The sequence below is a fragment of the Pannonibacter phragmitetus DSM 14782 genome (assembly GCF_000382365.1).
Classification (GTDB): domain Bacteria; phylum Pseudomonadota; class Alphaproteobacteria; order Rhizobiales; family Stappiaceae; genus Pannonibacter; species Pannonibacter phragmitetus.
In genome coordinates, this window is the sequence record NZ_KB908218.1 from 77,943 (window position 1) to 96,557 (window position 18,615).

An 18,615-nucleotide genomic window follows, 5' to 3' on the forward strand; every position below is an offset into this window, starting at 1 on the left:
CCGGCGACCAATAACCCCGGGATCTGAATCCATTCAGCCTACGATGTCCAGCAGACTAAAAGCGTCAGAACTGGCGTGATCTGCTCTGTGAAGCGGCCTCAAGCCACTCGACGAAGCGATTTCCCAGGATGTCACGTGCGTAGGAGGCTTCAGCAAGTTTCCTGCCATTTCGCCCCATTGCGGCAAGCGCCTCGCGGTCACCCGCCGCCTGCTCCAGAGCATCGGCAAAGGCAGACGGATCATTTGGCGGAACTGCAAATCCACACTGGTTTGCAGTTATCTGTTCTGCCAGCCAGCCAGGGTAATTGTTGAGCACGGGCAATCCGGCTGCAATGTAGTCGAAGAACTTGTTCGGTGATGTTCCGAAGTAAAAAGCGGGCACATTGGCAAGGATCTGCATCCCGATATCGGCAGAAGCCATGAGACCTGCCAGCCGGGCCTTGTCCACGGGATCGGCGAAGATCACATTGGTCAGCCCATCGGCAGCGGCCCGTTTCTGGAGATCCGGCTTCAACTTGCCGTCACCGACGAGCGCAAGCTTGATGTCGTCCCGGCCGCGCCGTTTCAATTCACGTGCCGCATCCAGCACTGCGTCCAGACCATTCGCAATGCCATGGGTGCCGGTAAAAACAGCCAGGAGGTCGGTCTTGCTGACACCTTCCGGCCTCCAGGCGTCCGTATCGGATGCAAAAATATCCAGATCGCAGCCATTCGGGATCACGGTTATCTTTTCGGGCGCAACACCCCGCGCCTCGATGCCGTGGGCAATTCCGGGCGCCAGAGCAATCAACCGGTGAGCCGAGCGGTAGCTTGCCCATTCGAGCACGCTCATCGCCCACAGCACAAGCGGGTTCCGAATGACACCCATTGCCCTTGGCAACTCGGGCCACAGGTCCCGCACCTCGAACACGAAAGGCTTCCGCGTGAAGAGCCTCGCAGCAATGCCCGGAATCCCGGCTGTCAGCGGCGTTGTGGTGGAGAAGACCAGATCTGCCGGTTCGGAAAAGACCAGGCCAATACAGCGCAAGGCATAACGCAGGAACGTGGCGCTGCGCTTCACAAAGCCATCCCGGTTGGAATAGGCGAGATCGTATTCAATAACCTCAATTCCATCCACCACACCGCGCCGGCAGCCATTTGTAAACGGCTGGGTCAGGCCGGTCTTGCCCGCACTGTAACTGCCGCAGACCATGGTGACATGATGCCCCCTGGACACAAGTCTGCGCGCCATCTCGTAGGACCGGATGCCTGCCGAGCCTTTGGGCGTCGAGAAATGCTGATGAAAATAAAGGATCCTCATGGCCAGACAAACTCGCTTGTGACCGTACCTGCCGACGCAAACTCGTATTCAGCGACTTGAACCGGCTGACGCTCCAGATAAAAAAGAGATTCTTCCCGCACCACGATTTCGGCCCGGACGAGGGGCATCGAGGCGGATATGGTCAGGTAATGGGTGCCATCTGTGACCCGGTTGCCGTCGATCCGCCACGGGCCGCCTGCAAGCCGCCAGCGCAGCACCATTCGTTCGAATGGACCTGCGGCGGTATCCGTCACGATCAATCTGTCCGGCGTCAGACGAACACTCCGTCTGTGCTTGTTTCCCCGCCAGTCAGTGTAGGCAGCGGCCACCTCATTCGATGCACCGTCAAAGCGAACATCCTCGGATCGCAGCCAGGCGCCGAACAGAAAACGCCCGAGACGCGGCATCTGATCCCGGCCATCAAAAGACACCGTATTGTGGCCCGCGGCGCCTGCGAACTCTGCAAGCGCTTCGCTGCCGGCGTTGTAGCTGTATGTGCCTGAATCGCGCAGAAGATTTTGGCTCCCGAGCCAGAGATCCACATGCAGTGCATCCGATTGCGCCGGGCGGAACCTGAAACGCGGATACCTGAAGATGGCGCGGGCCTGGCCGGCCTTCAGGATGGCGTAGCCACCATCATCAAACTGGACCGGCCCTGGCAGCGCGGCCGGAACCGCCGGAAGGTCGAGCCCAAGCCAGGCGAAAGCATCGTTCCAGAGCCCGTCTTCTGCATAAGCCCTTTTGCCGCAAAAAAGCGCCATCGAGAGCTGCACGCAGGGCCTGAAGTCGCGGTAGCCACTGTCCGTCAGCGGCAACAGACGGGCGCCATCATTGGCACCCAGATTGGGTCCATCGCCGCTTTCAGGATCCGTCATGGCAAAGAGCCACTCCGACGCGCGGCTGAGCTTCTCGCGGGTTCCTTTCGAGAACTCCGCAAGTCCGGATCTTCTGCGCCAGACATCCGCCATGACCATGCTGTCAAGGAACAGGCGATGGTAGGTCAGGGAATGCTGCGAAAAGCTGCCATCGGCCGCGACCAGATGATTGACCCGGTTCTCAATGAGCTTGCGGCCCAGGCTGGCGTACTGGCGGCCGTCTGTGTTTCCGCACTCCTCGAGCATGGAGCCGCCAATGAAAAGCGCTGCTGCCTCGGAAGTCCCGTGATTGTTGTCCTGACCAATGGCGTACTGGACCGTCGGCTTGATACGCTTGAGGTGTGTTTCGACAAGGTTGAGGAGACCCGGTGCAGGATTGGTAGCATTGCCCGTGATGATGGCCGCCATCGCCAGATGCATGACACGGATTGAGGCTTCCTGCCCGCACTTCCAGTTGGGCCCCAGATAGGGCGGGTTCTTTTCGCACCAGTCACACAACCAGACTTCGAGCTGTTCCCAGCCCTCTTCTTGTCCGGCAGCCGCCCGCTCGGCAGCGGCAATCATCCAGTTGAAGCGGGAAGGCTCCCATATGACCTTGATGTCGCCGGTTTCTGGATCGAAGTCGGGAATCTGCCACCAGGGTCTTTCCGGCCTTGCCAGATTTTTGCCCTTGTAGGGGTTCCCCATCCAGTCAGGCACGCCCGCCATCAGAGGAAACGAACGGGCATCAAAATACGTGGCTTCCCGCTGCCATGCTCCACTTGGCTCAGGACGCTCAAGGCGGGCCGGGGTCCGCACAAAGAACGGCCCTTGCGGCTTCGGCGCCGAAATCCGCTTTACGCGGCTCAGGCCGGATTTGAGACCCAGCCTGTAAAGTCCAACGCGAACGACATTCAAGGGGCCAAGTGCGGCCAGCGTGCGCGCCTTGAGGCCGAAGCTCATGATTGCTCCCGCAACTGCAACGCAGCCGTGATGGTAGCCCGGGCAACCTCAAAAATCTCTTCTGCCGGGATCGGGGACGGTTCGCCCCTGGCGATTGACTGCAGGAAGGCAGCTGCGCAAGCGTCCTGACCCTTGTCCTGCGACCAGCCGCCCATCTTGCGGAAGCCCTGCCAGCCATAGCCCTGCAGGCGGCGGAAATTGTCCAGATGCAGCACACGGCCGGCACAGAAAGCTTCCACGCGCTCCTTCGGAAAATCCTTTGCGCCATTGGCAAAGTAATGGATCGTGCCGAAGGATCCATCAGCGAAGCCGAGCGTGATGACTGCCTTGTCTTCCGTAATTGCGACGCCCGGTGCATTGCCCATGCGCCTTGCGGAAATCGAAACGATCTCCGACCCGGCCAGGAATCGCATCAGATCGACGTAATGGCAGGCTTCGCCGATGATCCGGCCGCCTCCGATGGCACTGTCCTGCGTCCAGTGATTGGGTGGAATGGCGCCCGCGTTCATGGTCATGATGAAGGACTTGGGCTCCTTCACCGTGTCGAGAAGGGACTTCATCTTCTGGACATGCGGCGCAAAGCGCCGGTTGAAGCCGACCATCAACCGGACCGAAGAGGCTGCATCGCCATTTGCCTTGACGTAGGCCGCCTCTACTGCGTCCACATCTTCTGCCGTAAGGGCAAGCGGCTTTTCAACAAAGACATTCTTGCCTGCCTGCAGAGCCTCAATCACAAAACGGGCGTGGGTATCATGTCGTGTTGCAATGGCTACCGTATTGATCTCCGGCGAGCCGAAAATGACACCGCTGTCAGTCGAGGCGTTCGCAAAGCCTGCCTTGCGGGCCTGCACCGCACCACTCGTGCCTCCCGCAGTCACAATGGAATGCAGCTTCGCATTGGCCTTGCTGAAGGCCGGGATGAGGACACGCGAGGCGTAATTGCCTGCACCGATGAAACCAACGACAGGCGCACCGGGGGCAAATGTCTTGTCAGCCGGCGCCAGCGGAATGGTCCGGCGCTGAAGAGCCTCAGGGTCCGTCTGGGGATAGAGGAGCAGAACACCGAGTGCTGACTTGTCGCTCGTCAGCAGGTCATAGGCCTGCGGAGCATCGTCAAAGGGAATCCGGTTAGAAATGAGCGGTTCCACATTGAGCCGCCCGGAGGCCATCATGTCGAGGACGGCCTCGAAGTTGCGCTGTTCCGTCCAGCGCACAAAACCCATCGGGTAGTCCTGCCCCTTTTGTTCGTACTGCGGGTCATAACGGCCCGGCCCGTAGGAACAGGATACCTGGAAGCTCAGTTCCTTCTCATAGAAATCGGCACGGTTGAGCTCGAGCCCCGTAACGCCGACCAGAACAATCCGGCCCCTCTTGCGCGACATCCGCGCGGCTTGCGTCACGGGATCGGAAGAGGCCGTTGAGGCCGTGATGATCACGCCATCGACACCTGCCCCGCGGCTGAAGGCCATGCCTGCAGCAACAGGATCCTCACCCTTGGCCGGATTGCACGTCTGTGCGCCAAATCCGGCTGCAAGCTTGAGCTTTGCCTCGTCGAAATCGATCGCAAGCACACGGCATCCATGGGCCAGCAGAAGCTGGATGGTGAGAAGGCCGATCAAACCGGCTCCGGTCACGACAAAGGCTTCGCCCAGGGTCGGTGCGGCCAGACGCATGCCCTGCAGGCCGATGGCCGCCACCACGGTGAATGCAGCTGCCTCATCGCTGACTTCGTCCGGAATCTTCGCACACAGGTTCTTGGGAACGCTGACAATATCCGCGTGAGGGCCATTCGATGCCACACGGTCACCTGCTGCAAAGCCCTCGCAGCCAGCCCCGGCGTCCGCAACAACGCCAACATGACAATAGCCAAGGGGCAGCGGCTCATTCAGCTTGGAACGAACCGCATCAATAGTTGTCATCAGGCCGTCCGTACGTGCCTTGTCGATGACCATCTTGACGCGTTCCGGCTGTTTAAGCGCCTTCTGCACCAGAGAAGCCCGGCCGAAATCGACCAGCATGCGCTCGGTACCGGCCGAAATGAGGGTGACGCGAGAGGAGATCAGCAGATGTCCTGCCCGTGAGCCGGGAGCCGGTGCCTCAGCCAGAAAGGTCTTGCCGCCACTCATATCCTGAAGGATCTGCTTCATCCTGATTTCCATCTTTCGGTGCGATGGGCGAAGTTCTCATCCATCGCGAGTCTAAATGCAAGCTGTGTGGCCGGTTTCTGTCAGAGTCTGACTGCCGTGGGGTAAACTAGGGTCTAGCCGCGGTAGGTGACAGAATCCAGCCGCCACTCGCCCATGCTAGACGCCTGCTCAACGAATTTTGCCGCGGCCGGAGCTTCGATCGAACAGGTTCGCGCCGTTCCGTCCAGCTTGATGTGGATCGGCCCCAAGGGTGTCGGGACTGTCGCGTCGATGGACAACCCACCGCGCAACAAGGGGGAAAGCGCCCATTCCTGCCAGCCGGGCTGGACAATACGTACACCCAGCACGTGGCGCTGCAACACGTTCAGGAACGCAGCGCCCCAGGCATGGGTCCAGTCGATGTTTTCCTTGAAAGCCGGGTCCCAGGCTTCGTGGGTGATCGTTGCATCGTGAATGTCCAGCATGTTCATCCAGCCACGCCGGCCCGGATTGAGCATCAGCTGCAAGGCCAGTTCACCCGCTCCGGCTTCAAACAATCCATCGAGCAGATATTGTGCTGCATAGACTGAGCAGGGGAACCCGTTCTCGTTTGCCGCAATCCGGGTTTCAATATGTCTTACTGCCTGCGGGATGTTCTCCGGCGGCGTCAGGCCGAATGCCAGCGGAAAGAAGGTGGCGTGGGCGGATTTGTGAGCAGACCCGAGGCCATCCACGAAAAGCCCATCCGCCGGGTCAATGAGCTTGCCGGTGATAGCCATGCGAAGCCGCCCGGCAGTCTGACGGCAAACTTCGGCCTCCGCTTCACGGCCGAGCGCTGCATAAAGTTCGGCAAGGCGAACCTGACCGGCATAAACGAAGGCGTTGACAACCGTGTTGTATGGCACCAGTTCGTAGCCATCCCGCTCGCCCTGAGGCCAATCAACAATATCTTCAAGATAGTCGGCACCAACGGTCTTTACGAAGTCCGCATTGAGCGGGTCCTGCAGTGTTGTCACCAGCCCGGTATCGTCGATGAACTGCGCCAGGGAGAAGATCTGCAGCCGGTCAATGATCTGCGCAAGATACTTCGTGTCACCGGACATTCTGAAGTCAGCCCAGGCGATGAAGATCATGTGAACCATCCATTCGGATGGCCAGGTGGGCTTTGTGAAAAGCGCTTCCAAGGTGCGGCGCGGCACAGTTGGATCAGCCGTAGCCGTATACCAGCCAAGCTGATTTATGAATCCGTCTGCCTCGTAAGGAAGCCGTTCCCTGTCTCCGTCCACGAAGATGCCCATGAAGCTTGTGGCTTCCATGGTATGGAGCCCGAGCTCCATCAGTCTGTTCAATTGCACGGGCACATCGCCTTCACCAGAAAAACGGATGCTGCCGGCTCTGGCGTAACTTCTGTCAACGACAGCTTCCAAAGTCACCGGAAACGGCTCGAGGAGCTGTCCGCCGCTCTCGATCTCCACGTAACGGAACGGCATGACCGGCTGGCCATAGTCCTCCATTCCGCGCAGGTCTGCAGGCGTAAGCGCAGGCCTCAGGGTCTTGCCGGAAACTGTGACTTCGGCTTCGTAATAGCGCACCGTGCCCGGCGGGGTACGGTCAATCCGCCCTTCAGCGTCAAGCGTTTCTCCCAGCCGTATGGTAAGCGGCGTGCCTGCGGGCAGGCCGGGCTCCAGCACGGCATTTCCGAACCAGACCTTGCCGAAGTCATACTGAAGGACGCCCTTCAAAACTCCAGCCTTTGCAGGCTGAATGAGTCGCGCAGTCAGAGGCTGCCACCAGCGCCCGGTCATGTAAAAGACGCCTGCACCACCGGCAAGTGCTGCCGTCGAGAGGCCCGCCAGCAGCAGACCGCGGCGGCTTACCCCGCCTTTGGAGCTCCTAGGAGACAAGCTGCGACGGCCTTTCGTAATTGATCAGCACAGCCTTGAAGGTTCCCTTGAACACGAAAAGACTTCCGGCAGCCGCGCCGCATACGCCGACTGCGTTGATCAGCGCCTCCAAGTCCGCGATCGATCCGGCACCACCCAGAAATGTCATGGGCAGCTCAGTGGCGGCTCTGGCCCGGCGCGCCAAGTCCAGATCATAACCGGACATCGTCCCATCCCGGTCGATGGCGTTGATGACGATCTCGCCTGCGCCCAAAGCCGTTGCCTGCTCGATCCAGTCGGTCAGGCCAATCTTGTGCTTCCGGGTACCATTATGGGTGAAAACAGTGTCGCCCGAGAACAATCCGCCCTTCTTGACGTCGATGGTGACGACCACGCTCTGGCTGCCGATGGCCGATGCCATCTCGCGAATGAGCTCGGGCCTTTCCAGCGCTGCTGCACTGACCGAGACCTTTTCAAAGCCCAAAGAAATGATCCGTGCCGCCTGTTCGGCAGTCGCAACTCCACCGCCGTAGCACAAGGGCATACGGGATTCGATGGCAATGGATCGCAACCGTTCGAAGTCCGGAGCGCGGCCCTTTGCTGTTGCGTCAATGTCTACGAGGATAAGCTCATCAACCTGCTTCTCGTTGAAGATCTTGACCGCGTTCAACGGGTCGCCAACATATTTCCCTGGCTTGAACTTCTCGGTCTTGTTCAGGCCGCCATCATGAATAAGCAGGCAGGGAATGATGCGGGAACGAAGCATGGTCAGATCTCCGCGAAATTCTTGAAGATTGCGAGCCCGTTTCCGTGGCTTTTTTCCGGGTGAAACTGGAAGCCGAAGACGTTCTTGCGGCGCACGCCGCATGCCAGCTCACCGCCATAATTGACGGTGGAAATGATGTCGCTGCTGCTGTCCGGGTCGAAATAAAAGCTATGAAGGAAATAGAAGCCGCGTTCAGCATCCACATCGGTGAAAATGGGCTGTCCATCTGCGGGAGTAATCGAGTTCCAGCCCATGTGGGGAAGTTTCGGAGCTCGGTTCAGGCGGGAGGCGTCAATCCGGCGCACCCGTCCAGGCACCCAGCCAAGCCCATTGCCTTCACCTTCCTCGCTGGAGTTGGCAAGGATCTGCATGCCGACGCAGATTCCCATGGCCATCTTGCCCTTGCCGATGACTTCTTCATTCAGCATGTCGATGATGCCGAGCTTGCCCAGATCATTCATGACCGTATCGAAGGCGCCAACTCCGGGAAGAATAAACCGGTCAGCCCCTGCGAGTTCGTCCGGATTTCCCGAAACCAGGCATGGAATTCTCAAATGCTTGTAAATATTGGCTATAGCAGAAATGTTGCCTGAGCCGTAATCCACAATGCCGATCATCGTTTGACTGCTCTTTCTACGCCCAGCGCCTTGAGTGCGCGCGCTCCGAAATCAAACATCCATTGCCGGTTCGCATAATCCTTGTAGGTCTTCAGCGGCATCTCGTGATAACCGCGCAGCTCCTCAGGGGTAATGCCAAGCTTCGTTGCAATGTAATCGAACTCTTCTCCAATGGTGTCCGGATCATAGGCCGGCTTTTGCAGACGTGACAGCGCTTCTTCGCGCGTCATCTGTCCGGTGAGGATCAGGCTCGAGAACTGGACACGCCGCGTGTCGTAGCCAAAGCGCGTCGGCAGCCAATAGCCTTCATAGAAGCGGGTGAAGCGGGACTCGAAGTGCTTCTGCGGATAGGCCTTCCAGCCATACACGCGCTCCAGCGTCTCGGTCGCGATCTGCTTCGTGTAAGGCAGGTAATTGAGCGGCTTGACCACCTGAACGCCGCGAATGTAGCGCAGGTAAATTTTGTGAAAGAGAATGCTGGAAAAAGGATAGGTCTTAAGTTCACGAGAGCCGAAGCGCCGGTGAATATCCCGCAACTGCGCCATATCGGTGCCATAGTAGAGCCATTCCAGCGGATTGCGAACGCATTCCGTCGCGAAGTTTCCACCGTTCAGGATATACTTGATGTTATGCTTGTTCGCAAAATGGTACAGCGTTGCAATGAACGCGTGATCCTGCGGAATGTCCAGATGCGGGACACCAGACTTGAAGAAGGCGAGCTGGAAGTCGCGCATTTCTTCCCAGTTGATCACTTCTGTGTAGAGATCGAGGCCCAGCTTCTCGACCAGCATCTGAATGTTGTTGACCGCAATGTCCGTGTTCCAGCCGCCGTCCACATGGAAGACAAGCGGCCGCATGCCAAACTCGGTCACGGCGAGATGCAGAAGATAAGAGCTGTCGAGACCACCGCTAAGTCCGATGATGGAATCGAACGGCTTGCCTTTGCCGGACTCGCGGATCTTCTCTACCATGCCCCGGAAGATCTCTTTGCCCTTGTCGTCGGGGTGCCAGTGCGGTGCGACGTCACATTTGAATGACCGGCAGTGATCGCACACGCCATCGGCATCGAACTGGATCGCGCTGTCGCTGGTGTCCATCACGCAATTGGTGCAGATCATATAGGGTCGCATGGAGAAATTCGCTTGCTCTGAGGGTCATATTTTATCTCCTGCGTTGAGCATATTTTGGAGCGCTAGGTCAAGGTATAATGCTTGTTTCCGGTCCGCAGATGGCATCTGGAAGGGGACAAGACCGCAGGAGTGAGAGGATGGAGCCGGCCTGCCAAAGTGGGGCATGATCCAGACAGGCACTGGCCGCAGCGCTCGTCAAAGTTGAGTGGCTCCAGCTCCCCCCTTAGGGTCTTCGACTGCGGGGGGAGCCGGTTTCACAGGAGGACCGGCTTCGCTGTTTCCCGCCTAGAGCACGATTGACGGGTTGACTGAAATCCTCGCCGGTGCGCATAGATCGGTAGAAGACAGCATTGCCGCTCCCGCTGCTGCTGCAGAGCGGTTCTCCACGCAATGCCACAGTCTTGGAGCGTGAAGTTTGAGCTGGGCAAGGGATTTAGCTGATGAACTTGGGATACGTATGCACCAATTTTAATGGAAGCGCCGTCACCCAGAATGCAATCCGCACGCTTCGCCAGATTGAAGGCCATGAAATTCATATTGTCGTTGTCGACAATGGCTCCTCGCCTGAGCAAGCCGAACTGATCAAGGCCTGTCAGGACGACAAGACAACCATTCTGTGCCTCAGCGAGAATCTTGGGTACTTCGCAGGGCTGAATGCCGGGATCAAATTCCTGCGCGAGCACAGGCCAGACGTAACCTGGATGGTCGTCGGCAACAACGACCTCGAGTTTCCCGTCGATTTCTGCGAGAAGCTGGAAGCCATCAGTCCAGAAATCGCACAATATCCCGTCATTTCACCAGATATTGTCACGATGGATGGACAGCACCAAAACCCGCACGTGATTACGCATATTTCGAAAATCCGTGAGCTGTTCTACGATCTTTATTACAGTAACTATCATGTCGGCCTGCTCGTCCATGCGCTGGCGAAGAAGTTCAGGCGCATATCAGACCGGTCAGACGAACAGGAGTGGGAGACGGCCCGCCTGATTTATCAAGGACATGGATCTGCATATATCCTGTCACCACTTTTCTTTGAAGTTTTTGAGGAGCTTTGGGCACCAACATTTCTAATGTCGGAAGAGTTTTTCCTGAGCAAGCAGCTCAGCGACAAGGGCTATGCCGTTTATTACGACCCGCGTGTTACAATTCGTCATCTCTGGCATGGAACACTGGGCAGCATGCCTAGCCGGCGGAGATGGGAATTCGCAAGAGACGCTCACCGCGTCTATCGCCGCTACGTCAAGGTCTTTTGAACCATGTTTCCTGATCAGAGCCCTGCACAAGCGCAATCTTTATGGATTAGGACCATGGGTGAAGGCATCTATCCCAGCAGCCATTGCCGCGTGACGTTATTTTCTGTCGACCGGCTGCTCAATCTTGTTCGCCCTCACGGGTCTTTTGCCTTGCAGGAGGCTCTGACCCTGCACACATCAGCATCCAGGCCGAATACGGAGGGCGGTCCGGGGGTCGTGGAACCATCTGAATTTTCCTCAAATGATGGTTTATTCCAGTTTGCCGGAGTAAGGATCTGATGGAAAATCAGCACTGCCCTATCTGCAAAGGGCATGACCTTGAGATAAAATTACTGGGCAGACGTCCCAGCTATTACTCCTGCAGAAGTTGCGGGCACAATTTTATCAAATCAGATAAAGAAAAACATGAGGACAGCTTCTTAGAGGCTCAGAATCATTATTATGGCGGAGAGTCAATACTACTTGATGATCGCCTGTCTATATTTGAAAATGAGATCATGAAAGAGCGCTTTCGCGTTTTCGGAAAATTTCTCCCGAAAGGCGCTGATGTGCTTGAGGTTGGTCCAGGGGCTGGACATGTTCTGAAATGGCTTTCAAGGCGCGGGCACCAGGTGACGGGCGTTGAGCATTCGCAAACACTGGCGCAGCAACTTACAGACCGTCACCAATTGCCGATCATAAATGCCGAGTTCGAGACTTACGACTTTGGCGAAAGCTCGTTTGATACGTTTTGTTCGTTCCATGTCATCGAGCATGTACTGGACCCACTCGCTCATCTCATCAAGGCCTTTGAGGTCGTGAAGCCGGGTGGACTTGCCTTCATTGCAACGCCGAATGCCGACTCCTGGGAACAGCGGGCTGCTCCGAAGCTTGGACCGAATTTCGACGCTGCGCATCTGCATATCTTTTCGCCGCAGTCACTGCAGATGGCCTGCGAACAGGCAGGCTGGCAGATCGTCTACCAGTCGACACCGGAAAGTGCTGGTGGCTGGGCGCGGGTGTTCAGTGGGCTGCTTCGTGCAATACGCCAAGAGGACGCAACAGAAACCGCAGGCAAATATGCCCGTTCGTCATCGACTGCCGTCCGGATAATTGCCAGCATCTTCCAGTTCGTGACCATCCCCTCCAGGCTGCTGCAACGCCGGCTGGGAGCTGGAAACGAAATCTTCACTGTCCTGCAAAAGCCGCACAACCATGTTTGAAAGCTGGACAGGCATGTCTCATGCCGCCAGCCTTTCTATATGCTGCAGCTGTTGTAATGCCTCCGCACAAACTATCCGAATGTAAGCGTATTTGATCCGGCCGATGTTCTGTGTGATGGCACAGTCTGCCATATGATCCGGGAGGGTCAGACAATCTTGTTTGACGCCGACCACCTCACACTGAGCGCGGCCCGGCCCGTTGCTGCAGAACTCGTCCGGCAATTGCCGGAACTGGGGCGATAGAACCCGGAAGGTGCAAGGGCCGGCTGCGCAGACACAAGGCTCGCACACCGTTCATCCTCTACTGGCGGACATGCTGCCGAACTGGTGCCCTCTGGGCGGCAATTTTACAATATAGGTAGTCATCGCAAATGACCAAGACACCGAAGCCTGCTCCTGAGCGTCCTGCGCGGCGGTTTCTGCCGTCGGGCCGGGCGCTTACGAATATCGGCTCCCTTGCGTCCATTCAGGTGTTCAACGCCTTTGCGCCGCTGATTGCATACCCCTTTGTTCTGGCCATGGTTGGGCAGGAAAGCTTCGCACAAGTGGTTGTTGCAGAAGCAATCGCGCTGTTCCTGCTGTCGTTTGTGCTTTACAGTTTTGAAGTGGATGGCGTCGCTGCCATCGTCGGGCTCAAGCCTGAAACAGATGGTGATGCCATCTCGGCAGCTTTCGTTCCAATCATCATCTTGCGCCTCTGCTTCTATTGCCTGGGCCTGTCCGTGCTGCAGATCGTGCTGACCTTCGTCCATCCGGAGCTGCGCATCCTGGTTCTGGGCTGGTCTCTGATAAGCTTGTCTTATGCTCTGCAGCCCAACTGGCTGTTTCAAGGACTTGAGCACAATATGCCGCTTGCAGTGTGTGTGACGCTGAGCCGGATCGGTGCTCTTGCGACAGTTTTTCTGCTGATCCGCGCGCAGGAAGATGCGGTTCTTCTGCCTTTCATTCTCGGAAGCTGGTACCTGGCAGGCGCGATCTGCGCCTTGAGCTACGCTGTCATCAAGTTCAAGATCAGGCCAAGGGCCGTCAGCTTCTCTCAGCTGACCAGAATGATCTGGCATGGCAAGGAAGTATATCTCAACAGTGTTGCGACCGGCTTCTACAGAGACAGCAATGTCCTGATCCTCAGCAGTCTCGGGGTGCCTGCTGCCGGAATCGCATCTTACTCTCTGGCTGAGAAACTGACGAAGGCGCTGCAGGCGGCGATGCGGCCACTCAACCAGTTTTTCTTTCCCAGGGCGCTCGCCATAGCAAGGGAAGAGGGCGCACCATCGCCCCGTGCCCTGCGGCGTATTCTGGCGATCACCATGCCGCAGATTGCAGTGGCAGTTGTTCTGATCGCGGGCGGAGCTGCCGGTTACCTCATCTTCGCCCCTTTTGTGCCTGCGCTTCAAAGGATCGATGACCTGGATGTGGTGTTTCACCTGACGCTGATCATGGCTGTGTCTGTACTTCCGGGCGTCAGCGTATTCATGCTTGGAATTGCCGGGCTGAATTCCCTGGGTGCGCGCGGCTATCTTCTAATGGCGCTGCTGCTTGCGGCGGCAGTCAGCGTTCTTGCCAACCTTGCGTTGATCCCCTATTTAGGGGCGCTCGCGTCGGCTATCTGCTTTGTCTTTTCGGAAACTCTTTTGCTTATAGTCATCGTCCGGCGTTACCTTTTAAAAGGAAAGTCTGCGGCTGGGGCATTATGAACCTGGGATTGGAACTATGAAGCTTGGCTATGTCTGCACAAACTTCAACAGCAGTGAAGTAACCCTCCATGCTGTCCGGACGCTTTTGGCCAATGCGGGTCACGATATCCATGTGGCTGTCGTTGACAACCAATCTCGCCCGGAGGAGGTGACAAAGCTCAGCGCCATTGAAGGTCCGGGTGTTGATGTGCTGCGGCTTGAGAAGAATCTAGGCTACTTCGGTGGTCTGAATGCCGGGATTCACCATCTGCGATCTGTCCGTCCGGACATTGGCTGGATCATTGCTGGCAACAACGACCTGGAGTTTTCACCTGACTTCTGTGACCGGCTTGAAGCTATTGAGCCTGAAATCAGACAGCATCCTGTCGTATCTCCAGATATCATCACCGGCGATAACGAACACCAGAACCCACATGTTCTTGAAAAAATCTCGAAAGTACGGGAAGTTTTTTACGACCTTTATTATAGCAACTATTACCTTGGTCTTCTGATTCATAAGGTGGCACTTGCCCTGCACCGCTTCACGGACAGATGTGATGAGGAAAATTGGGAAACGCCAGGATATATCTATCAGGGACATGGCTCGGTCTACCTGATCGGCCCGCGCTTCTTCGAGCTTTTCTCCGAGCTTTGGGCGCCGACTTTCATCATGTCGGAAGAGTACTTCCTGTCGCGGCAGCTTGCAGATGCCGGAGAGAAGGTCTGGTACGATCCGCGCCTCCAGGTGCGCCATCTCTGGCACGCTTCGCTGGCAACCCTGCCAAGCAAGCGGCGTTGGGAATATGCGCGCGATGCGCATAAGGTCTATCGCCAGTACGTGAAGGTATCGCCCTTCGCCTGACAGGCTGCGTCTTGCAGGCAAAAGGCCAGTGCGCCTTTTGGTCTGATCTAATCCAGCGCCGCCGCGATCCTTTCCACCAGCCGCCGGGCGACCTCGGTTTTACCGAGGGTCGGCCAGTCCTCGATGCCGTCACGCGTCACGATGCGCACGGTGTTGGCGTCGCCGCCCATCACGCCGGTTGCCGGGCTGACGTCATTGGCGACGATCCAGTCGGCGGCCTTGCGTTGCAGCTTGCCTTGCGCATTGGCGATGAGGTTCTGCGTTTCGGCAGCAAAGCCGACGACGAGCTTCGGCCGGTTGCCGGCAAGGTGCCCGACTGTGGACAGGATGTCCGGGTTCTCGACCAGCGCCAGGGCAGGGGGCTGGCCGGAACCGTCCTTCTTGATCTTCTCGCTGCCTTCCTGCGCCACGCGCCAGTCGGCGACGGCTGCGGCCATGATGGCCACGTCGGCGGGCAGTGCCGCTTCGACAGCCGCGAGCATCTCCTTCGCCGTTTCCACAGGGATGACCGTGACGCCTGCCGGATCGGGCAGGGTGACGGGGCCGGAAATGAGCGTCACCCGCGCGCCTGCTTCCGCGGCTGCGGCGGCAATGGCGTGGCCCTGCTTGCCGGACGAGCGGTTGGCGATGTAGCGCACCGGATCAATCGGCTCATGGGTCGGGCCGGAGGTGATGACCACGTGCTTTCCGGCGAGGGGCCTGACCTGGGGCGTGCTGCCAGCTTCCAAAAGCGCCAGCGCCCTTTCGGCAATGGCCAGCGGCTCGGCCATACGGCCAAGGCCAGCCTCGCCGCTTTCGGCCATTTCGCCGCTCTCCGGGCCAATGAAGGCAATACCATCGGTATTGAGAGTGGCCACATTGCGCTGTGTCGCCGGGTGGGCCCACATAGCCGGGTTCATCGCCGGGGCCACCAGCACGGGCCGGTTGGTGGCCAGAAGCACGGTGCTGGCGAGATCCCCGGCAAGACCCTGCGCCATCTTGGCCATCAGGTCCGCCGTGGCAGGCGCCACGATGATGAGATCGGTGTCGCGGGCAAGTCGGATATGGCCGACATCCTGCTCCGCCTCCCGGTCGAAGAGGTCGGTATAGACCTTTTCAGCCGTCAGCGCCCCGGCGGCGAGCGGCGTGATGAATTGCTGCGCGGCGGCTGTCATCACCACCTTAACCCTCGCACCGCGCTCGCGCAGGCGGCGGATCAGATCCAGCGACTTGTAGGCAGCAATACCGCCGCCGATGATCAAAAGAACCCGTTTCCCGCCGGTCATGATGGGCCTTCTCAGCTGGGGCTGCGGAAATCGCGCGGGGCGGGGGAGACGGGCTTCACGCCCGAACCGGTGATTTCATAGACTGCGAGGCCGCGCTCGTTCTGGCCGTTCGGCAGGAAGCGGAACACGCCGTCGATGCCGAGGAAGCCATCGCGGTTGGTCAGCGTTTGCGTGGCAAAGCGCTGCGGGCCAGCAGAGCGCACAAGCCCGGCGGCCAGGATCGTGCCATCATAGGCAAGCGATGCGTTGCGCGGCGGCGGGCTGCCATAGGCAGCCTGATAGCGGCTGGCAAGCGCATCAAAGCCGCTCTTTTCCGGACCGGGGAACCAGGCGCCGGCCATCATCGGGCTGTTGGTCACCTGCTGGGTTTCCCACTGGCCGCTGCCGAGCAGCTTGACCGTGCCAAGGTTCGCGCCCTGCTGCACCAGCGTCTGCATGACGAAGGGCGCGACGCCGCCGCCCGCAGGCACAAACAGCGCGTCGACCTGAGGCAGGTTCGGAGCCAGCTGCTGCGCCTTGGCCGCCAGATCCGAGGTGTCGCTGCCCGTCAGCTTGTAGCGCTGGATGGCGACGATGCGCCCGCCCACACGGCCGACTTCCTGGCGGAAGGCCGCTTCGGCAACAGAGCCATAGGCATCATCCGGCAGCAGGGCGGCAAAGGACTTGCGGTTCTGCTGTGCGGCGTAACCGATGATCCGGCGCACGTCTCCGGCAGGCAGGAAGCTGAGCAGATAAACGCCGGGGGCTGCAACAGCCGTATCGCTGGAGAAGGCGACGATCGGGATGCCGGCATTGCGCGCCGCATTGGCGGCACCGGTGACGGCGGGAGCGAAGACCGGCCCGAGCAGCAGCTCCGCCCCTTCCGACATGGCCGCTTCGGCCGCCGCGCGCCCGCCTTCCGCCGTGCCTTGCGTATCCTTCACCAGAAGCTGGATGTTGGAGCCTTGAAAATCATTGAGCGCCAGCTGTGCGGCATTCTTGAAGGTGGTGGCGATGGAGGAAGCAGAACCGCCGCCGCTGAGCGGCAGCAGCAGGCCGACGCGAATCGATCCGTCGCCAATCATCTCGCCTGCCACTGTGGGCGCGGCCGGAGTGGCCGGGAAGGAGGTGTTGTCCTGAACCGGCCCCATGGTGGAGGGCATGCAGCCCGCCAGAAGGCCGAGCGCCCCGGCAAGAGCGGCAAACCGAAGCCGGCTCCGGCGCAGAAAGCCGCGTCCGGACGCATGTGGGGATGCTGTTTTCATGCCCTTGGCGGCTTCAATCGTGTTTTGCACTATGGCCTCCTCGCGTCCGCGTTCAAAAACCTTTACGAATTCAGAACGTTCCTGTCCAGTTTCACGAGACTGGATCATGTGTTGGACAGCCCTCAAGCTGTTGTTGCCCGGAGTTTTGACATGACGATGGCTGAAGCCCCGCCAGAACGGCGTTATTTCGTTGCCGGACAGGTGGTCGAGGCGCCCCGGCAGGAGGCCGCGCTCTATGTCGTCTCGACGCCGATCGGCAATCTTGGTGATATTACGCTGCGCGCGCTGGAAACGCTGGCTGGCGCAGATGTGATTGCCTGCGAGGACACGCGCGTCACGGCAACGCTGGCCCAGCGCTTCGGCCTGCGGGCGCCGCTGCTGCCCTATCACGAGCACAATGCGGAGCGGCAGCGCCCGCGGCTGCTGGCGGCGCTGGCCGAAGGCAAGGTGGTGGCGCTGGTCTCCGATGCGGGTACGCCGCTGGTCTCCGATCCGGGCTACCGGCTGGTGCGCGATGTGCTGGAAGCAGGCCACCGGGTCATCCCCATTCCCGGTGCCTCCGCGCCGCTCGCCGCGCTCGTCGCCTCCGGCCTGCCCAGCGATACGCTGCTTTTTGCGGGCTTCCTGCCGCAGAAGGCGGGTCAGCGCAGCCGCAGGCTGGCGGAGCTCTCGGCCATTCCAGCCACGCTTGCCTTTTTCGAATCGCCCCACCGGCTGGCCGCCTCTCTCGCCGCCATGGCCGGGGTGCTGGGCGGCAGGGCTGCGGTGGTCGCCCGCGAACTGACGAAGAAGTTCGAAACCTTCCAGCGCGGCACACTGCCGGAACTGGCGGCTTTCTATGAGGAAAACCCGCCCAAGGGAGAAATCGTCGTTCTCATCGGCCCGCCGGAGGTGCAGGCTCACGAGGAAGACGCCGCCGATGTGGAAGCGCTGCTCACCGAGGCCCTTGCCGGCATGCCCGTTGCCGCCGCCGCCAAGGACGTGGCGAAGCGCACGGGGCTGGACCGGAACGAGGTTTACAAGCTGGCGCTGGAACTGAAAGCGGCCGCTGGGGCTGAGGGGGAAGAGACCGGATCATGACGGAACGGGGGCGGCGGCAGAAGCGGCGGAAAGCCTACCGGCTGGGTCATCTGGCCGAGAGCCTCGCTGCCCTTTCGCTGCGCCTGCGCGGCTGGCGCATTCTGGAGCGCCGCTTCAAGGCCTCGACCGGTGAGGTGGATCTCATTGCCGAACGGGGCGATGTGGTGGCCTTCGTCGAAGTAAAGGCCCGGCGCACCCGCACCGCGGCGCTGGAGGCCGTCACCCCCACCGCCCGCAACCGCATCATCCGTGCCGCGCAGATCTATCTGCTGCACCATCCGCATCTCGCCGCACAGACGCTGCGGTTCGATCTGGTTCTGGTCGTGCCCTTCCGTTGGCCCGAACATGTGGTGGACGCCTTCCGGCCGGACGGACTGGCGTGAAGTCTCGCGCT

General features: G+C 59.3%; 15 protein-coding genes and 1 pseudogene. 7 read left to right on the forward strand and 9 right to left on the reverse strand.

From position 1 onward, the window contains the following. Nucleotides 1-64 precede the first annotated feature (64 nt). The 7 genes from H163_RS0108820 to H163_RS0108850 all read right to left on the reverse strand — a co-directional run bounded on the left by H163_RS0108820 (nucleotide 65) and on the right by H163_RS0108850 (nucleotide 9,639). On the reverse strand, nucleotides 65-1,300 hold the full coding sequence (locus tag H163_RS0108820; protein ID WP_019964207.1) for a glycosyltransferase family 4 protein: 1,236 nt from the start codon (nucleotides 1,298-1,300) through the stop codon (nucleotides 65-67). Continuing rightward, nucleotides 1,297-3,117 carry a heparinase II/III family protein gene (locus tag H163_RS0108825; protein WP_019964208.1) on the reverse strand — a complete coding sequence of 607 codons (1,821 nt, stop codon included), beginning with the start codon at nucleotides 3,115-3,117 and terminating at the stop codon, nucleotides 1,297-1,299. Before H163_RS0108825 ends, H163_RS0108820 begins: the two co-directional genes overlap by 4 nt. After that, nucleotides 3,114-5,264, reverse strand: coding sequence for a bi-domain-containing oxidoreductase (locus H163_RS0108830; RefSeq protein ID WP_026355645.1), 2,151 nt, complete (start codon nucleotides 5,262-5,264; stop codon nucleotides 3,114-3,116). Before H163_RS0108830 ends, H163_RS0108825 begins: the two co-directional genes overlap by 4 nt. 113 nt (nucleotides 5,265-5,377) lie before the next feature. Continuing rightward, the gene (locus tag H163_RS22540) at nucleotides 5,378-6,985 is read right to left on the reverse strand and encodes a family 78 glycoside hydrolase catalytic domain (protein ID WP_019964210.1); all 1,608 of its coding nucleotides are present in this window, start codon (nucleotides 6,983-6,985) and stop codon (nucleotides 5,378-5,380) included. Nucleotides 6,986-7,136: 151 nt separating this feature from the next. Beyond that, entirely contained in the window at nucleotides 7,137-7,892 is a 756-nt protein-coding gene (locus H163_RS0108840) for an AglZ/HisF2 family acetamidino modification protein (RefSeq protein WP_019964211.1), read from the reverse strand. Nucleotides 7,893-7,894: 2 nt separating this feature from the next. Further along, nucleotides 7,895-8,509 carry an imidazole glycerol phosphate synthase subunit HisH gene (gene hisH / locus H163_RS0108845; RefSeq protein ID WP_026355646.1) on the reverse strand — a complete coding sequence of 205 codons (615 nt, stop codon included), beginning with the start codon at nucleotides 8,507-8,509 and terminating at the stop codon, nucleotides 7,895-7,897. Then, nucleotides 8,506-9,639 (reverse strand): N-acetyl sugar amidotransferase, encoded by a 1,134-nt coding sequence (locus H163_RS0108850; RefSeq protein WP_026355647.1) that lies wholly within the window; start codon nucleotides 9,637-9,639, stop codon nucleotides 8,506-8,508. The genes hisH and H163_RS0108850 overlap by 4 nt, the downstream gene beginning before the upstream one ends. A 440-nt stretch (nucleotides 9,640-10,079) precedes the next feature. Between H163_RS0108850 and H163_RS0108855 the strand changes: the two genes are divergently transcribed. The 5 genes and pseudogenes from H163_RS0108855 (at nucleotide 10,080) to H163_RS0108885 (ending at nucleotide 14,632) form a co-directional block, all read left to right on the forward strand. Continuing rightward, complete coding sequence (locus H163_RS0108855) at nucleotides 10,080-10,895, forward strand: glycosyltransferase family 2 protein (RefSeq protein ID WP_019964214.1); 816 nt, start codon at nucleotides 10,080-10,082, stop codon at nucleotides 10,893-10,895. Nucleotides 10,896-11,173: 278 nt separating this feature from the next. After that, on the forward strand, nucleotides 11,174-12,097 hold the full coding sequence (locus H163_RS23965) for a class I SAM-dependent methyltransferase (RefSeq protein ID WP_081625993.1): 924 nt from the start codon (nucleotides 11,174-11,176) through the stop codon (nucleotides 12,095-12,097). Nucleotides 12,098-12,181: 84 nt separating this feature from the next. Beyond that, nucleotides 12,182-12,340 (forward strand): annotated as a pseudogene (locus H163_RS24970) (SGNH hydrolase domain-containing protein); the annotation flags it as partial. Between the two features lie 128 nt (nucleotides 12,341-12,468). Then, nucleotides 12,469-13,791 carry a lipopolysaccharide biosynthesis protein gene (locus H163_RS0108880; RefSeq protein ID WP_019964218.1) on the forward strand — a complete coding sequence of 441 codons (1,323 nt, stop codon included), beginning with the start codon at nucleotides 12,469-12,471 and terminating at the stop codon, nucleotides 13,789-13,791. A 16-nt stretch (nucleotides 13,792-13,807) separates the two neighbouring features. After that, nucleotides 13,808-14,632: a glycosyltransferase family 2 protein gene (locus H163_RS0108885; RefSeq protein ID WP_019964219.1), complete on the forward strand. Its 825-nt coding sequence runs from the start codon at nucleotides 13,808-13,810 to the stop codon at nucleotides 14,630-14,632. 47 nt (nucleotides 14,633-14,679) lie between these two features. Here H163_RS0108885 and coaBC read toward each other — a convergent pair whose 3' ends face one another. Both coaBC and H163_RS0108895 read right to left on the reverse strand, forming a co-directional pair. Further along, a complete protein-coding gene (gene coaBC / locus H163_RS0108890) occupies nucleotides 14,680-15,897 on the reverse strand; it encodes a bifunctional phosphopantothenoylcysteine decarboxylase/phosphopantothenate--cysteine ligase CoaBC (protein ID WP_019964220.1) in 1,218 nt (405 codons plus the stop codon). An 11-nt stretch (nucleotides 15,898-15,908) separates the two neighbouring features. Further along, nucleotides 15,909-17,171 (reverse strand): penicillin-binding protein activator, encoded by a 1,263-nt coding sequence (locus tag H163_RS0108895; protein WP_019964221.1) that lies wholly within the window; start codon nucleotides 17,169-17,171, stop codon nucleotides 15,909-15,911. Nucleotides 17,172-17,291: 120 nt separating this feature from the next. Between H163_RS0108895 and rsmI the strand changes: the two genes are divergently transcribed. Together rsmI and H163_RS0108905 are read left to right on the forward strand one after the other, a co-directional pair. Beyond that, nucleotides 17,292-18,221 (forward strand): 16S rRNA (cytidine(1402)-2'-O)-methyltransferase, encoded by a 930-nt coding sequence (rsmI, locus tag H163_RS0108900; RefSeq protein ID WP_019964222.1) that lies wholly within the window; start codon nucleotides 17,292-17,294, stop codon nucleotides 18,219-18,221. Next, a complete protein-coding gene (locus H163_RS0108905; protein ID WP_019964223.1) occupies nucleotides 18,218-18,604 on the forward strand; it encodes a YraN family protein in 387 nt (128 codons plus the stop codon). The genes rsmI and H163_RS0108905 overlap by 4 nt, the downstream gene beginning before the upstream one ends. Nucleotides 18,605-18,615 lie beyond the last annotated feature (11 nt).

Coding starts and splice junctions, on each gene's coding strand:
- H163_RS0108820 (WP_019964207.1), bottom strand. CDS start 1,300: ATGAGGATCCTTTATTTTCATCAGCATTTCTCGACGCCCAAAGGCTCG.
- H163_RS0108825 (WP_019964208.1), bottom strand. CDS start 3,117: ATGAGCTTCGGCCTCAAGGCGCGCACGCTGGCCGCACTTGGCCCCTTG.
- H163_RS0108830 (WP_026355645.1), bottom strand. CDS start 5,264: ATGAAGCAGATCCTTCAGGATATGAGTGGCGGCAAGACCTTTCTGGCT.
- H163_RS0108840 (WP_019964211.1), bottom strand. CDS start 7,892: ATGCTTCGTTCCCGCATCATTCCCTGCCTGCTTATTCATGATGGCGGC.
- hisH (WP_026355646.1), bottom strand. CDS start 8,509: ATGATCGGCATTGTGGATTACGGCTCAGGCAACATTTCTGCTATAGCC.
- H163_RS0108850 (WP_026355647.1), bottom strand. CDS start 9,639: ATGCGACCCTATATGATCTGCACCAATTGCGTGATGGACACCAGCGAC.
- H163_RS0108855 (WP_019964214.1), top strand. CDS start 10,080: ATGAACTTGGGATACGTATGCACCAATTTTAATGGAAGCGCCGTCACC.
- H163_RS23965 (WP_081625993.1), top strand. CDS start 11,174: ATGGAAAATCAGCACTGCCCTATCTGCAAAGGGCATGACCTTGAGATA.
- H163_RS0108880 (WP_019964218.1), top strand. CDS start 12,469: ATGACCAAGACACCGAAGCCTGCTCCTGAGCGTCCTGCGCGGCGGTTT.
- H163_RS0108885 (WP_019964219.1), top strand. CDS start 13,808: ATGAAGCTTGGCTATGTCTGCACAAACTTCAACAGCAGTGAAGTAACC.
- coaBC (WP_019964220.1), bottom strand. CDS start 15,897: ATGACCGGCGGGAAACGGGTTCTTTTGATCATCGGCGGCGGTATTGCT.
- rsmI (WP_019964222.1), top strand. CDS start 17,292: ATGACGATGGCTGAAGCCCCGCCAGAACGGCGTTATTTCGTTGCCGGA.
- H163_RS0108905 (WP_019964223.1), top strand. CDS start 18,218: ATGACGGAACGGGGGCGGCGGCAGAAGCGGCGGAAAGCCTACCGGCTG.